Below are 15,631 nucleotides of genomic sequence, written 5' to 3'. Positions count from 1 at the left end.
CCGCCTCGTCTGGCTCAGCCCCGTGCATCGTCCAGGGCGGCACGCGCAAGCTCTACAGCCACAGTCAGCTTCGTGGCTCGCTCCGCATGGTCGCCATGATGCAGGTTGACGGTCAGCCGAATACGACCGGCGCTCTTCTTCGTGACGGGCTCGGCGTGGCCCGCCACGATGTGGTGGGTGAAATCCTCCGGCCCAAGGCGGAAATCGATCTTGCCCGTGAGATTGACGAACACGGCAGTGTCCCCCTGCGCCCCGGGACAAGCGTGGATGCGTATGTATTGGCTCGTGGTTCCTGTACTCACCCCCGACTCCTTGAGCACCTGTTCCAGGAAGCGCTCCAGCAGCTCGGCGGTGTGCTGATCCTTGCCCCGCCGGTCGGCCAGCAGTACACGGATCGAGGCCTGTTGGTCGGCGGGAAGGTGGCCAAGGTCCACGGGAACCTCGCTCTCTCATCGTGGGCCGGTCTCCGCGCCGGCCGAGACGAGAATCGTAGAACTGGTAGTGAGTTCGCCGAGCAGAGATTCAAGCACCGGTCACTCGCACCGCCGCGTGCCCGGCCGCACTCGACCTCCGGAAGCTCCGGCTCAGTCAGCGGCTTCGGCATCGGCCCGACAGGCGCCCGTCTCCGGACCACGGTCCCGTTTGAACCGGTGTGGAGCGGAGTCCCGCAAGGCCCACCGAGCCACGAAATGGGCCTTTGACCTGTAATTTCCGCTGGCCAGAAGCCCTAGAGGGCAGACGAGTCGGGCTGTACGCCGGGTTCTGTTCCGCTCAGGGAGCGATCACGCTCTGACCTGCATGTTTACGGGAATCCGGCGGCTGGTCCAGCCCTCTGGGACTTCTCAGGGACTTTCAGCCGAGATCCTTGAGCCACGCCTCGATCGCGGACAGTCCCCGCGCGCCGGCCTGCGGCATGAAGTGAGTGTACGTCCGAAGCGTGAACGCCGGGTCGGAGTGCCCCAGCCACTTCGCGAGCGAGACGATCGACTCGCCGGCTTCGAGCATCACCGAGGCGTACGTGTGGCGCAGAACGTGGAAGCCGTGCTCGCGGCTCGGCTCCCATACGCGCGACGGCTTCTCGCCCGGCTGCCGCTCGGGCAGCGGCGGGATGACTCCCGCTTCGGCGAGCGCCGGCTTCCACGCCTTGGTGTTCCAGGTGGTGCGGTTGATCGCACCGCGCCGCCCGGTGTACACGAGCAACGGGATGGTCACCTTGCGCCGGTCCTCGCGTGCGAGGTCGGGCTCCTCGGGGTCCAGCCACGGCAGGGTGACGTCGATCGGCTCGAAGCGTTCCTGGTGAGTGAGGAGCCGCTTCGCGAGCACCTTCGGCAGAGGCACGTCGCGCTCCTTGCCGCCCTTGGGCGGGCCGAAGTACAGCCGCGACTTGTACATGAGGATCTGGCGCTCTACGTGCACGAAGTCGCCGTGGACGTCACCGGGGCTGAAGCCGAACACCTCGCCCTGCCGGAGTCCGCATCCGACGCCGAGGTCGAGCGCGATCTGGTAGCGGTCGGCCAGCGCCTCCCGTACAGCGTCGACACGGTCCTGCTCCCAGGCTCGAGCCTTGCGCTCCGGCTTCTTCGGCGGCTTGATCGAGCTGTTGCCCTTGCACGGGTTGCGGTAGAGCCGCTTGTCCTCGACTGCGGCCTGCATGATCGCCTTGAGGTACACCCACGCGACATAGGCCGTGCTCGACGCCACCGCCCTCTGCACGTCGGCCGACCACTTGCGCAGCTCCGCGACGCCGATGTCCCTGAGCGCCAGTTCTCCGAGCTGGGGCAGCACCTGCCCCCAGATCCGATGCCTCATGCTTTCCAGCGTCTGGGCGGGATGCACCTGGGACGGCCACCAGTGCTTCTCGACGTACTCACGAAGGCTGATCGCACCGTCTCGCGCGTCGACGAAATCCCCTCGCCGTGCGTCGGTCTGTGCCTCGGCCAGCCATGCCTTGGCGTCCGCGACCGTGTCGAAAGACCGGTCGCGGACCCCCGGTATCCCCTTGACCCGATAGCGCGTGCACTTGCCCCACAGAGCGGTGCGTTCGCGCTTGCCCGTCTCCTTGTTCGGTCGCTTCTTGAGCCACCGGTCTTCGATGTAACCCGCCATGCTCGTCTTACCCTCGGCCTCGCCTTGTCTCTCGGCGCGATCTACGTCGCGATCAGACACACAGACGATCTCCGTGCGCATGAAATTCCGAGTGCTGCTGAACTCTTCAGACCTGTTTTCCCAGGTCAGGCAGCCCGGCGACGCTCACGCTGCCGCGGGGCCTTGTTCAGCGGGTTGAGGGCCGGGTTCGACCGTGAGTCGGCCTTCTGCTGCTCGCTAAGCCACGCATCGAGAAGATCCCGGCGGTACATGACCCTTCCGCCGGGACCCATCCGGAAGCTGGGCGGCCCTTGCCGACGATGGCGCCAGACGTAAAGGGTGTTCACCGAGATGCCCATGTACTCAGCGGCGTTCTGCACGTTCAGGAAGGCGGCCTCAATGGCAGGCTTGGACTGGTTTCGCATCGCGTGTCTCCGAGGTAAGCGCTGCCGAAGCAGCGGTCGTTCCGTCCCGTCCTCTGCGCGCCGAGATGCCGCGCACGTCTACGGGCGAGGAGCACCAGGGTCCGGAGAATCAGCGATTTGGAGTAGCTGAATCTTCGTGATATTCGCCGCTACATAGACGGAGACCATTGAGCCGTCGGTCGACGGCACCGCCTACGCATCGTTGCCGCATCTGCTGAATGATGATGTCCAGCACGAGCAGCTTCTGCGCCGAAGAAGCCGTAGATCCATCTTCGGGTTCGAATCGACGACCTACGCATTACGAGCCCGCTAGGGATCATGCCGGGCCGTGCCGCGCGATCGTGTCAGATCCCGTTTTCCCAGATCAGAGCGCCTTTGGCCGTCCCGCTGCTCGCGTCCCATGCTGCACTGTCCAAAGGCGTCCGCGATCCCTTTGCGCGCCCCTGGTCGCCAACGGTGAAGCTCCAGTCCCGGACAGCGGCCCCAACTCCCCACCTGCAGCCGGGTTGTCACCATGGGACAATGCGAGCAGGGGCTCGGCGCCATCGCTTCATTCGCTCGTGGCGTTGTCCGCCTCGTGAGCGCGCTGCGCAACCCGAGCACGCACGTCCGGAGAGGACGGCTGACGTGCTGATCAACCAGCCCGGGAATCAGGGCTGCTTGGCGCCCTTCGTCGTGGTACGAGGGTTCGGTACCGAGTTCTGGTCCGCAGCCTTCCCCTTTCCGTCCAGCCCAAGGGACTGCTTGATGTTCTCGAAGTCGACGTCCGGGGTGCCGATCCTGGCCACCGTGTGCCCGTGCGAGGTCAGCATGGCCTCGGCGAACGGGCTGTCCAGCGTGGCGACGCGGGTCCACGAGCGGACCTCTGCCAACGGAACGGACTGAACGATCTCGAAGTCGACCAGAAGGTCCGGGATATCGAGGTACTTGGGCAGAATCCGGTAACGGGCGCTGTTGCCGCGGAACATCTCCAGAGCCGCGTTCCGCTCCCTCCCCTTGTCGGGAGATCCGGCTTTGACCCAGCGAGCCATCAAGGGTGCTTCGCTCAACGGAACCGCCTTGGCGAGACGCACGTACTCGGCCTTGGCCGCACGATTGCCACCGGAGGGCAAGTCCTCGTAGAGGTCGCACGCAGGCGTGAGGACGACCCACCAGCCGTCCTGGGAGTCCCGCAGAACGTCTGCGGCGGTCACGTGCTTCGTGACCGGCGGCATCAAGTACATCCGGGCGGTCGACGCGTGTCCCATCACACGGTCCTCGGAGGAACCGAGCGCTGCTCCGAGGGCCTCGACCGCGTTCTCCTTCAGCCAGGCTGCCAGGCGGTGCACGAGGGCGGGGGCGATCTGGCTGCGGTCGACAGCCTCGAGCCGGTTCCAGTTCGTGGCGATCTCGTCCCGCAGGAATCCGCGCACGTGCTCGTCCACGAGGGCGGTGATGTGCCGGGTGAGGGCCGGGACCCCGGACTCAAGGCCGTCCCGTATTGCGGTGACGGCATCGTCCAGCCGGTTCTTCGGGACCACCTGGATGAGCGGTGGCTTCGCCAAGTCGCTTACCTGCTCCGCGAGGCCGGTGCAGAAGACGACCGGCACCCAACGGGTCTTGGCGATCCGGTCGTACAGTTCACGGCCCTGCAGGTTCGGGTGCGCGGGAGAGCCACCACGTGTCGCGTCCCTGACGTCCAGCACGACCAGATCGAACGCCTGGGATTCCAAAAGGCGTTCGGCTTCGTCGAAATCGTTCTCGACGTGGATGTCGAGCCTTCCGAGATCCGAGAGCTCCTCGACAAGCATCTCGGACAGTTCCTCCGCGATGTCCACCTCGTCCTCGACGATCAAGACCCGGTGCACCGCGCCCCCGTCCGTCACCCAACTCTCCTTCTCAGTCTTGCCCTGAACGTGGCTCCGGCGAGGGGCCCTGGCGTCACCAGGGACAGGTCGCCGTCGTAGAAGTCCTTCACGACGCTGCCGGCGATGCTGAGGCCCAGCCCGATGCCGTCCTCCTTGTCGCTGAAGTACGTGTCGAAGATCATCTCTTGGATCTCCTCACGTACTCCGGGGCCGCTGTCGCTCACGTCGATGTCGACCTCGTCCTCGGGCGTCCGCCTCGTCTCGATGAGGATGGTGCGCTCCTTCCCCTCGGGCAGGGTAGAGAGCCAGTAGATCGAGTTCCCTACGAGGTTGTGGACCACCTGGGAGATGTCACCGGGGTCAGCCGTCACTGTCACGTCCTCGCCGCTGACGGTGACGGTGATGCCGTTCTTCTCCAGCGTGCCCTCGTGGACCGCGACGGCCTCGTCGATCGCCGCTTGGAGGGACAGGGCGCGGGGGCGGCCTCGCCGCCGGCCGCTCAGCGGCTCGACGCGGGTGAAGAGTCGGTCCAGAGCCTGTTCCTGCGCGGTGAGGTCGACGTGCATCTTCGTGAGAGCGGAGGCGAGCTGCTCGTCCTCGTCGCGCTTGCGGCCTGCCAGCTTGTTCAGCCGACGGAGGACGTAGGCGATCCGGGTCAGCGCCGTTCGACCGTCGTGCAGTACGACGTCGACCAGCGCTCCGAGAGTCGCGAGGCGGGAGAACTGCGAGAGGACCTCCTGGACCTTCTCGACGCTCTCGTCGATCGTTTCCTGAGCCTCCTCCAGTGCGCGGCTCAACTCGGTGTCGTCCGGGTACTTCGCGTTGAGAACGTCCCGGACGGGCGAGAGGGTGAAGTTCTGGAACAGACCGTGGCGGTCGCTTCCGGCACCGGAGGGGGCGTCCACAGTGATCGGATCCGACTCGCGGCCCTCTCCCTTCGGGCGGCGCAGCCCGTAGCGCCAGGTCTCGAGTCGACTCACGGCCTGGGTCAGGACACCCTTCAGGTCCTCGTACTCGGGCGAGTCGATGAGCCCTTCCCGGTGCGAGCGGTCCCGAAGCCCGGGGTTACCGTCCGCCGATATGTACACGAAGCCCGCGACCTGGTTGTTGGAGAACCGCATGGTGGGGTTGTTCACGCGGCGGAGGTCGAAGCCCAGCCAGTCGAAGTCGACCTCTCCGAAGGGCTGCACCCGGAAGCCGTCCCGGTAGAGGGCGACACCGCTGTTGTCCTTGATCAACTTACGGACCTCGGTGATGTTGCGGGCCCCGAGGTCGATGTTCAGCATCTCCTTGAGGGAGGCCGAGTCGAGGTCCCAGGTACGGAGGTCGAGCTTCAGGGGACCGCACTTGGGTGCCTTCCCGTGCGACGGGAAGAGGTACTGGTTCAGGGTCTCCGACTGCCCGGACGTGAGGTTGGTCATGGTCAGGTCGGCGAGACCGTTTTCGTCGATGGTCCCTATGAGGCGGTAGTGCGGATGCGCCAGAGCTTCGCTGGCCCCGACGAAACCGGTGTGGTGGTCCAACGGCCCAGCCGGAAGCGAGAGGTAGATCGCGAACTCCGGCTGGTCGGGTACGTCCAGCTCCGTAGGAGGAGGAGGGGGAAGTAGTCGGGACAGGGACCGCTTCAGGCTCTCCACCGACTCGGCCCCCCAGTCCTGCCGAAGCCCTTCGAGCCGGACGAGGGTGCCGTGAGAGCCCGTCCAAGCGGACTGTTTCTCGCTTGCACGGAAGGCACTTGTCACCTTGTCGAAGAGGCGTCGCGCTTGGCCGTTGTCTGCGAACACCTCGGGAGCGCCCACGTTCCACTCGACCGGTACCTGGTCGAGGTAGGCGTTCTCGGCGGCGAAGTCGCTCCAGTCGAGCCGGATGTTCACCTCGGGGCCGCCGGCCTTGCGGCTCTTGATCGCGGTCACGGCGCCGAGGCGGGCTGCGGAGAAGCGCCCGATTCCCTTTGCGCCAAGAACCCGTCGCCCGAACTGCTCACTGCGCGGGGCACGGTGCCGGAACGGCGTGGCAATCTCCATCCAGGTGTCCCGGACGGTCTCGGGGGACATGCCATGCCCGTCGTCCCACACCTCGATGGATCCGTAGCCCTCCTCCAACGGCCCGTTGAACCTGATCACAACCAGGCTCGCATCGGCGTCGTAGGCGTTCTTGACCAGCTCGGTGAGCGCCACCCGCTCGTTGCTGATCAGTTCCTCACCGAGTGTGCTCATCAGGCGCGCACGGGGACGCAGGAACGTCTGTGTGTTCTCGGAGTCCACGCTCGCCCCTCTGACCGCTTCGCACCCGCACCCCCGCCCGAGGAGTACCAACTGCGATCTTAACGGCGGGGAGGGCTCTGGAAACGCTGCTCAGGAGATTTGGGCAGCACCTGTGCCGGGACGGGGCTTCACGGTGGTTACGGCACCCGACGAAGGGGGCACAGCCCTGCGGTCGAACGTGTCTTCTGGTTCGGGGGTTCGTTGAGACAGGTGACGTTCGTGGACGTATCGCAACCGGAACGGGGGAGTCCCGAGGAGTAGCCCAGGTGGTGTCCTCTAACATGGGGTGGCTCAAGAGTAGAACACTGCTTCAAGCTACCAATGGGACACGGTGAGTGAACAGCAGTGTTCACCAGGCAGGTCACCCGCGTGACAGACGAGGCTTTGCGGCGGCGTGGACCGGCCGGAAGCCTTGCCTCCGCAGCGTCGTGCGTGATCTCCTGGAGGTCATTCAGGTCATCAGGTACGGAGGAGTGGGTCGTGGCGAAGGAGAAGGGGGCAAAAAGCACGTACGGCGTGCCCCTGGAGCGGAGCGACTGCCTCAAACTGGACAAGCATAGGCACCACTGTGAGCCGGACGATTTCAGGAAATGGGTCCAGTCCGGTTACGGAAAAGATAAGCGCCTGGCTGTCGACCTCTTCTCGGGCGCCGGCGGGCTGAGCCTGGGCCTTGAACGGGCCGGATGGACCACCGCTGCGGCCGTGGACTTCGACGAGCGGGCCCGCGAGACGCATGCAGCGAACTTTCCGGGAATGAGTCTCTGCGTCGACCTCGGGGATGACAGTCAGCGAGGCGAATTCGTTCAGCGGATCCTTGACTCTGGCGCCGAGATCGACATCGTCGCGGGAGGCCCCCCCTGCCAGCCGTTCAGTCGTGCCGGACGCAGCAAGATCCGGCACTTGGTCGAGTACCACAACCGTGACCCGCACGATCTCCGTAAGGAACTCTGGCGCGCCTACGTCGATGTGGTGGAGCGGCTCCTTCCACGTGCCGTCCTCATGGAGAACGTCCCCGACATGGGGCTCGGCGACGACTTCAGCGTGATCCGCATCATCGAGGCAAAGCTGGAGAGTCTTGGGTACGTGACCCAGGTGCGTCTCGTCGATGCGTGGAACTACCGCGTGCCGCAGCACAGGAAGCGTCTGATCCTCCTCGCACGGAGAGACGGTGGCGGCTTCGCGTGGGGCAAGCCGAAGAAACAGACCACCCTTCGGGATGCCATCGGCGACCTTCCTGCACTCAATCCGGAGCCTTTGAAAGCGGTAGGTGCCCGAGTCGGCGACTACGACGAGGAGCAGGAGCCGAAGCCCTCTTCCTTCGCCAAGGAGATGCGCAGAAGGGCAGACAAGGGTGTAATTCACGACCACATGACGCGGCGGGTTCGTAACGACGACTTCAGGATCTTCACGGTCATGGATTCCAAAACCCTCTACTCCGAGCTTGAAGAGAAACTGGAAGAGGACGAGAAGGATTTCCAGAGGTACGACGCGGAGCAATTCACCGACAAGTACAAGAAGCTGGACTGGAAGGAATTGAGCCGCACCATCACCGCGCACATTGCCAAGGACGGTTACTGGTACATCCATCCTCAAGAGGCGCGGACGCTGACCGTGCGTGAAGCCGCGAGGATCCAGACCTTCCCGGACCGCTTTCGGTTCGCGGGTACGCGGAGCGACGCCTTCCGTCAGATTGGCAACGCGGTTCCCCCGCTGTTGGGCGAAGCCGCGGCCAGGGTTCTCCTGCCGCAAGATGTTCCCGCCGGGGACGAGGCCGCGGACAAGTGGCCGAAGGTACGTGAGGAACTGACCCGCTGGGCCAAGGAGCAGCGTGCGGGCAAGCAGTGGTACCAGTTCCCCGGTGGCCGGAAGATGAAGCCGCTCGGGGCTCTCGTCATGGCGGTGCTCTCAGGAAGCAAGCTGCACCCGAAGCAGCTCTCCGACGTGATGGACGGGGTCGCTGGGCACAGGGAACTGACGCAGGACGTCTATCTCGCCCTCGTGAACGCGGCGCCGACAACAGCACTCCGCAAGCGTCTGGAGGACAGGCTCAGTCCGGTCGTCGACAAGCCCGAGGTCTGGGTGAACGCGGATTCGGTTCTTGATCACAGCAAGGTGATGGGGCTCAAGCCGGCTGAGCTCGCGTTGTTCAGGCTGCTGGCCGGCGGCGACATAATGCTGGTCGGCCAGAGTGCGTTGCGGGTGGCTGCGAGGGTTCAGCAGAACGAATCGCACCTGACCAACCGACTGACCGAGGGCCGGCTCAACCTCATCAAGCTTCTCGGCGCTGGCCGTGACGCACCGGTGCGTATGGCCGCCATCAGGTTTATCGGCGAGAACCTGTGTCGTGACAAGCAGCCCGTCTGTGGAAGCTGCCCGCTGAGCGACTACTGCCCGACCCGTCCGCAGGAGGACGAGGGAGCCGAAGCCACCTTGGATGTTGCGGTAACCACAGGCTGACAGGGCCCTCCCGGGAGAACAGGGGCGCTGTGGTGCGCGGCATCGGCGACGCGCTGGGCGGCCCGCCCGGCGTCAGCCCTGACCTCACACTCCCAGATGCGCACCACGGTCCATCCGGCGTCTGTCGCCGCTTGGGTGTTCCTGGCGTCCCTCTCCATATTGGCCGTGATCTTGGCCTCCCAGCGCGAGGCGTTCGGCCCGCGGAAGTGCCGTGTGCCGTGGGAGGGGCAGCCGTGCCAGAAGCAGCCGTCGACAAAGACCGCGACGGAGTGCCTGGGCAGTACGAAGTCGGCCGTGCAGCGAGGAGCGACCTTACGGTGCAGTCGAAAGCGGAGCCCGAGGGCGTGGACTGCGCTCCTGAGGGTCTTTTCCGGTTCGGTGTCCCGTATGCGGCGGCCTCGGAGCTGTGCACTCCAAGGCGTGCTCACCCATCCTTCGTGTGTGCTCACAAGGCCATGCTTTCACCTCGGGCGGCCACGCCGTGGGCGTGCTCCGGGTGGCAGACTGCCTAGATGATCCGAGAACCCGCAGAACTCGACGTCGACGAGGCAGGCCGTGTGGAGCTCCCCCTCGGGATCCTCGCCGAAGCAGGCATCAGCCCGGGTACCAAGCTGCTCGTGTTCAGTGACGGGGACGGGCGCATCGTGCTGAGGCGTGCAGAAGACGCGATCAACGACCTGTTGGGCGAGGGAACCCTGTAGCGGCAGCCCCGGCTGTCCGGGACTGCCGCTATCACGCAGTCTCGTGGTCGAGGTCGACGGGCACGGGGTGGAATCCATGCCGCAGGGCCTCTTCGTAGACCTCCATCACCTGCCTGGCCTGGGCCCCGGTGACCCGTCGCCCCTGGGACAGACGCTGCGCGACACGGTCGGCGAGCTGCCTGTCCACGGCGCGCAGGACCCGGCCTTCGCGGGCCCAGTCCGCGAGAGCCTGCCACTCCTCGCTGGGGATGTCCTCGACGGCGGCTTCGGCCTCGTCGGACTCGGTGCTCTCGGGGGAGGCGATCTCGAAGGGCTCGGCCGTGAGCTCGGCGGCCAGCGCATCGGGGAGCGTCCACGGGATGCGGGACACCTCGTCCCAGCAGTCGGGCTTCTTCGCCCACTCCGACACGTGCCGGTCGCTGGAGATCACCGTCTCCATGATCAAGGGACAGAGTTCGTCGAGGGCGTCCTCCAGGGCGTCCGTGGTGCCCTGCTCGTTCCAGATCCTGTCGAGGTCGATCCGCTTCTCGGCGGCGAGCGAGAGCCGGGCGACCGTGTAGGTCGTGATCAGCCGTTTGTGGCTGCCGGCCGAGTGCGCACGGGCGATCCGGTCGGCAGCCTGGAAGAGGAGTGCAGTGGCTATGGCGCGTTTGCAGTACTGCACGTCCACGACGGGATCTGACTTCTCGATCCGCTCCATGAAGTGGGCGAAGTTCTTCTGGGCGCCGCGACTCACCCAGTACGGGAGCTGCTCCCAGGAGTGCACGAAGGTGGCCAGGTCGGACTTGCTGAATCTCTGCCGGCTCGGCGTGATCAGCTTGAACTTGCGCTGGGCGGCGCGGGTCTCGTGCTCGGCGGACTTGTCGGTGTACTGACCCCGCGCCCGCTCGTAGAACCATCGCGTCTCCTGACCAGTGCCGTCGGTCGCAGGAGCCCACAGGCTGCGGGAGACACGCTCGAAGGCGACGTGGAACTCGTGGTTCGAGCTGAAGTCGACCAACGTCACCTTGTTCTGGGTGTTGGAGTACTGGGAGATCCTCGGAACGATCTCGGACAGGTAAGCGGGATCGACGATCGTGAGTTTCATCTGCACGTGGACCCCGTCCAGGTCCCGCTTGTCATGAGTCAGGACGTGGTGCAGCGAGGCGGTGGTCTGGCCGCCGTTGACGATCTGGAGGCCGGTCATGCTCCTGATGGCGACGGGACTGCCGTCCTCGTCGGTCTCGAAGTCCACGTCCGAGGCGGTGGCGGTCACGCCGTTGTTGTAGGCGAGGAAGCGGCTCGGATCCTTCAACAGGGTTTCGCGGATGCCCTTGTTCACGCCACCGCGGGTCTGGAGGAAGGACCGGACGTTGAGTTCGAGCAGCCGGGTCCGGTGCTCCTTGTACAGCTCGGCAAGCTGTCGGCCGGGGATGACGGCCAGGACGACCGAGTAGTTCGGCTCGTCGCTGTGCGCCGCCAGGCAGGGAAGAGGACGCTCGAAGGTCACCTTGATGGGCTCGCCGATGCTCCCCGAGGTCTCGTGCCTGTGGAGCCGCGCAAGGTCCCAGAGCTCGTACGTGACAGGGATCCCCCCGAACTCCCCGGGTGCCGGGGCACTCGTCGTGCTGACCCGGTTGCTGAGGAGAAAGAGGCGGATCTTCGGAACGTTCGACAGCGCCTTCTCCACACCGACGCACATGTCGTGCACGTCGGTGTTGTCCTCCTGGTTGGGGCGGATGGCCCCGTGCTTGCCCAGGAACGCGAACAGCCTGCGGAAGAGCCTGTCGGACTCGGCCTTGGTCAACTTGCTGCTCAGCGGGGTCAGGTTGAAGTCGGTGGTGTAGAGATCGAGGCTGGACCCGTCCTCGGGCAGGCCGTAGCCGTAGATCTCCAGCCCCCGGGAGGAGTGGTAGGCGAGCGCAGCGTCGGTGACCACCCCGGCCTCCTCGAGGATCTCAAGTACGTGCTGGGTGAACGTGTTAGGGATAGAGCCGCCCTCGGCGTCCGCCAGCGCCTGGATGTCTGTCACCAGCGCGCGTGAGTAGTCGTGGAGGTCGTGCTCAGCCATGGGTTCCTCGGATCAGGTCTGCGAGTGTCTCGGCGGTCACGCTGTGGGCGGTCAGTGCCGACACGTCGATGGTGTAGGTGCAGTTGCCCACCCCAGGCGGCAGTTCGGCCTCGACGATGCGGGGGAAACCCTCCCCGACTGTCCAGAACTCGATGCGACGCAGGGTGTATCGATCGTGGTCGTAGAGGTCCCGCTGATTCGGCAGATAGCCGGCTTGGACCAGCAGACTCTCGAAGCGCTGGGCGGCGGACGGTGAGGTCAGACGGGCCCGTATCTCGTCCACCAAGGCGTTCAGACTCCTGCCGAGCCCACGTTGCCGGTCGTCGAGGACCACATGAGCCAGTGCGAGGGGCGTCGCATCGGCCGTGTCCAGCTGCCGCTCACTCGCGATCTGAACCGTCCGGGGAGAGCGCGCTGTGGTCGCCTTCACCTCGACCGCAGCGCCGGGCAGCTGGAAGTCCTGGTTCGTCTGCCGAGGGCCGGTCCAGGAGCTGACGGCCATGTGCTGGTCCAAAGTCGGAAGCACGTACTCAAGGAGGAAGTGGAGTTCACCGAAGAGACCGCACCGAGCCTGTCGGGACAGGCCGTCGCGCGACACGGAGCGCAGCAGCTGCTGCCACCGGACGTAGCGGCGAACCGCGGCCTCCGCCGCCGTCTCGGTTGTCGGTGCCTCCCGCACCACCTCTGCGATGTCGGTGACGAGCGGGGTGAAGACCTCGGTGAGTTCGTCGTCGGTGAGCATCACCTGGAGCTCGTAGTGGTTGCCGGACACCGACGACAGGTTCAGCTGCAGGCCGCGAGTGGCCGGCAGTTCGTGGATCTCCTGACGTACGGTGTCGGCGGTCCTGGCGTCGGTGCCGAGCAGCAGCATCCGCCGGAGGGCAGGGTGCGTCACCGACACCTGGATGTCGTGCGGGGAGTCGGGGTAGAGCCGCCGGGTGGACCTGCCCGGGGTCTGCTGATGGGCCTCCAGCTCCTGCCACACACTCTCGTCGATCACTCTTCGTCCTCGAAGTCGTCGAACTCCATGTCCTGCTTGAACCAGATGTCGTTCACTACGTACTCGGTCTTCAACTGGTGGCGGGAGAACGGGAAGCTGATGGCGAACCCGACCAGCGGAGCGACCGGCTCGGGGTTCCCCGACGACTTGGCCACCTCGGCAGGGCTGAGGGGATACAGCAGAAGCAACGGCTGGTCAGAGCGACGCTGGTGGCGCAGAGGCCGGCCTCGTGGGGTGTCGGGCTCCAACGGTTCGCCCTTCCTGTTGAGCTTCCCCTTCGCGGCCTCCTTCGTCGCCTTCAGAGCACGGTCCTTCTGCTCGTCGGTCAGGTCGCAGAGCTCGTCGGCGGGGCTGAGTACGCGCTTGATCGTGTAGCGGCCGGGAACAGCCTCCGAGGACTTGGAGTGGCTGCGCGTGATGAGGCCGACGGAATGGCCCGCGATCTCGGCCGGCGTCCCCTCGGGCAGCCGACTGGCCAGGCGGACTGTCCAGTTGCCCAGCTCACCCTGCTTGGCACACTGACGTACGTACTCCGCAATGAAGGCTGGCCGAACCCGCTGGGCCTGCCGGTCGGTGAGGTAGGAGTCGAGGAAACCCTCGGTCACGTCCGAGGCTGCGACGCCACTCCACGTGATGCTCCCGCTCCGATCGTCCGGCTTCCCGGCAGAGAGCGCGTCAAGGCGTGCGACGAACGATTCGAGAAGCTCGTGGTTGTGGCGGACGACCTTCTCGGAGAGGTCGAAGATGGTCGTCTCGGGAAGCTCACCGGAGTAGCTGAGGCGGACACGCGTGCCCTGCCTCATCTTGTTGGAGGCCGTGATGCCAAGGCCGAGCGACGAGGTCCTGACCTTGAGACCGTATTCGCGGGGGGTCAGTCCCACCGCGGACATCTCCTCGACGTCGCGACGGAGTTCGTCGGTGGCCGCGGTGATCTCCGCGTACTGGCGCTGCAGCGTACGTGTCGTGTACAGCCGGCACAGGTCCTCGTAGTGGGGACGGTAGCCGAACCAGCGGCCCATCTGCAGCAGGGTGTCGTACGTCTTGGAGGCACGCAGGTAGTAGCTGACCGACAGCCCTTCGAGGGTCAGACCGCGGGAGAGTTTCTCGCCGCCCACTGCGATGACCGACAGGCCGGTCTCCCGGCGCTCGTAGTACTGGAGGGCATCCTTCGCGGCACCGTTGACAGCCATGACGGTGATCTTCGCAAGGGCTGCGTGGAGATGGGGTTCGACGTCCTCCCAGTCGAGCCTGGCCCCGGTCATGTCCTCGGTGCAGGGGACGAAGTCCTCGTCCCAGAGCTCCCGCAGCTCTTCCTCGAGCTCTTCGCGGGCACTGCTGAACCTGTCCTGGAGAACGTCGAAGAGCAGGCGCACATGGGCGTCGATCTGCTCGCGGACCTGCTGCTGTACGGCTGTGAAGCGGGTCACGTGCACCAGCATGGAGTTGTGCACGGCGACCTGACCCCGCGCTCGACGTACCGCGCAGGTCAGGACGAAGGAACGGATGGCTCGCTGCAGCGACTCGGGCAGGAAGTCGGGAACCTGGTGGTAGGACTTGTGCTTGTCCGGCACCCACAGGTCGGTGTCCTTGATGTGCCTTATGAGAGGCAGCGGCTCGATGTCCTCCTCGTCGCCGTCGGTCTGCAGACCGAAGAGACGCTCCGGACCAAGGTAGTTCGACGGCGCCCGCAGGGTGCGGATGAAACTCTCCGGGAAGAGGTCGGGGCCCAGCTCGTCGTGGTCCGTGTCGGGGCTGATGTAGATGTTCGCGAAGGGGGTCGCGGTGTAGCCGACGTAGGACGCCTTCGTGAAGCTGTTGACCAGACGCCTGATGGCCTTGTTGATCGCCGACGGGTTGGTGTCGGGGTCCTTGGAGGTGTTCACCCCGGCGTTGTCGGCTTCGTCGTCGATCACGAACAAGGGGAGGTCGGGAACGACCATCCGGCCGGTCTCCGGGTCCTCCACGCCGTGGTTGTCGATCACCCAGTCCCGCAGGTTGTCGATGATCCGCCGGTTCTTCTTGACCACGAGGACCACCGGAACACTGCCCACGGGCACGTTCGCGGAGACCGCCGTCTTGCGGGCGAAGTCCCCCTTCTCGTGACTGGTAGTGAGCGACGCGGCCTTCAGGCGCTTGCCGTGCGACATAGCGCCAACACCGATATGACGGTGCGCGTCGTCGTCAGAGCGGAACTGGAACTGGGTGTCGAACCCGAGAAGCCCTTCGTCGATACGGAGCTGGGTCTGGCTGCGCAGGTCGTTGTGGATCCCGGCGAACACCACGATGAGCCGGTAGCCGGCGTCGGCTGCCTTCGCGGCAAGTCCGATGAACTGCCCCGTCTTGCCGGACTGGACCTGTCCGATCACTAGCCCGGTCCGGCGCCAGATGCCTTCCCGCTGAGGGTCTTCCAGCTCACCGAGGACGTCGTCGGTGCTCTGGTCGAGTCGGCGCACGACCTGCGTCGGGAGCTTGGAGACGGTCAGGAGGTAGCGCCGGTATCGGTCCCAGAAGTCCCACTTCCGGTCGGCCTTCGCGTCGGCAAGCCAGGCCACATGCCCCTCGTCGTCCTTCATCGCGGAGGAATCGGCCTGGAACACGGTGGCCCGGGCCTCGAGCACCTTCCGCACCTGGTCCCGCTCCACGGTGATCCCCTGGGCAGCGAGGATGCTGACCGCTGTGTTCACGGCGAAGTCCACCTCGGCCGGCGTTGCCTGGCGGTCACCCGGCAAGAGCAGGACCGCGGTCTGCTCGGCCTTCTCGAGACTGTCTTCGGGGGTGGTGCTCACAGCGACCTCCTGCGGC

The 15,631-nt window shown here is 65.7% G+C and carries 11 protein-coding genes; 2 read left to right on the top strand and 9 right to left on the bottom strand.

Annotated features, from left to right (window positions below):
• Positions 1–14 precede the first annotated feature (14 nt).
• The 5 genes from ABT342_RS21510 to ABT342_RS21490 all read right to left on the bottom strand — a co-directional run bounded on the left by ABT342_RS21510 (position 15) and on the right by ABT342_RS21490 (position 6,621).
• Positions 15–434 carry a hypothetical protein gene (locus tag ABT342_RS21510; protein WP_351576062.1) on the bottom strand — a complete coding sequence of 140 codons (420 nt, stop codon included), beginning with the start codon at positions 432–434 and terminating at the stop codon, positions 15–17.
• A gap of 418 nt (positions 435–852) precedes the next feature.
• Positions 853–2,106 (bottom strand): tyrosine-type recombinase/integrase, encoded by a 1,254-nt coding sequence (locus ABT342_RS21505; RefSeq protein WP_351576059.1) that lies wholly within the window; start codon positions 2,104–2,106, stop codon positions 853–855.
• A 125-nt stretch (positions 2,107–2,231) separates the two neighbouring features.
• Positions 2,232–2,510: a helix-turn-helix domain-containing protein gene (locus ABT342_RS21500; RefSeq protein WP_351576056.1), complete on the bottom strand. Its 279-nt coding sequence runs from the start codon at positions 2,508–2,510 to the stop codon at positions 2,232–2,234.
• 650 nt (positions 2,511–3,160) lie between these two features.
• On the bottom strand, positions 3,161–4,375 hold the full coding sequence (locus ABT342_RS21495) for a DNA-binding transcriptional response regulator (protein ID WP_351576053.1): 1,215 nt from the start codon (positions 4,373–4,375) through the stop codon (positions 3,161–3,163).
• Entirely contained in the window at positions 4,372–6,621 is a 2,250-nt protein-coding gene (locus ABT342_RS21490) for a sensor histidine kinase (protein WP_351576050.1), read from the bottom strand. The genes ABT342_RS21495 and ABT342_RS21490 overlap by 4 nt, the downstream gene beginning before the upstream one ends.
• A gap of 480 nt (positions 6,622–7,101) precedes the next feature.
• Between ABT342_RS21490 and ABT342_RS21485 the strand changes: the two genes are divergently transcribed.
• Entirely contained in the window at positions 7,102–9,078 is a 1,977-nt protein-coding gene (locus ABT342_RS21485; RefSeq protein WP_351576047.1) for a DNA cytosine methyltransferase, read from the top strand.
• Here the strand turns inward: ABT342_RS21485 and ABT342_RS21480 are convergent.
• Positions 9,006–9,506, bottom strand: coding sequence for a very short patch repair endonuclease (locus ABT342_RS21480; protein WP_351576044.1), 501 nt, complete (start codon positions 9,504–9,506; stop codon positions 9,006–9,008). The genes ABT342_RS21485 and ABT342_RS21480 overlap by 73 nt on opposite strands.
• Before the next feature lie 84 nt (positions 9,507–9,590).
• Here ABT342_RS21480 and ABT342_RS21475 point away from each other — a divergent pair, with 84 nt between their 5' ends.
• Positions 9,591–9,779 carry an AbrB/MazE/SpoVT family DNA-binding domain-containing protein gene (locus ABT342_RS21475; RefSeq protein WP_030025835.1) on the top strand — a complete coding sequence of 63 codons (189 nt, stop codon included), beginning with the start codon at positions 9,591–9,593 and terminating at the stop codon, positions 9,777–9,779.
• A gap of 31 nt (positions 9,780–9,810) precedes the next feature.
• Here the strand turns inward: ABT342_RS21475 and ABT342_RS21470 are convergent, their stop codons facing one another.
• From ABT342_RS21470 to ABT342_RS21460, 3 genes are read right to left on the bottom strand one after another with little or no spacing between them, the layout of a single operon-like run.
• The gene (locus ABT342_RS21470; protein ID WP_351576041.1) at positions 9,811–11,829 is read right to left on the bottom strand and encodes an AIPR family protein; all 2,019 of its coding nucleotides are present in this window, start codon (positions 11,827–11,829) and stop codon (positions 9,811–9,813) included.
• Positions 11,822–12,829 carry a PD-(D/E)XK motif protein gene (locus ABT342_RS21465; protein WP_351576039.1) on the bottom strand — a complete coding sequence of 336 codons (1,008 nt, stop codon included), beginning with the start codon at positions 12,827–12,829 and terminating at the stop codon, positions 11,822–11,824. The genes ABT342_RS21470 and ABT342_RS21465 overlap by 8 nt, the downstream gene beginning before the upstream one ends.
• Positions 12,826–15,615, bottom strand: coding sequence for a Z1 domain-containing protein (locus tag ABT342_RS21460; RefSeq protein ID WP_351576037.1), 2,790 nt, complete (start codon positions 15,613–15,615; stop codon positions 12,826–12,828). Before ABT342_RS21460 ends, ABT342_RS21465 begins: the two co-directional genes overlap by 4 nt.
• Between the last annotated feature and the right edge of the window lie 16 nt (positions 15,616–15,631).

It is taken from the genome of Streptomyces sp. NPDC000410, from assembly GCF_040300305.1.
GTDB lineage: Bacteria > Actinomycetota > Actinomycetes > Streptomycetales > Streptomycetaceae > Streptomyces.
The sequence above is the reverse complement of the archived record's forward strand: the minus strand, read 5'-3'. Positions and strand labels throughout refer to the sequence as shown.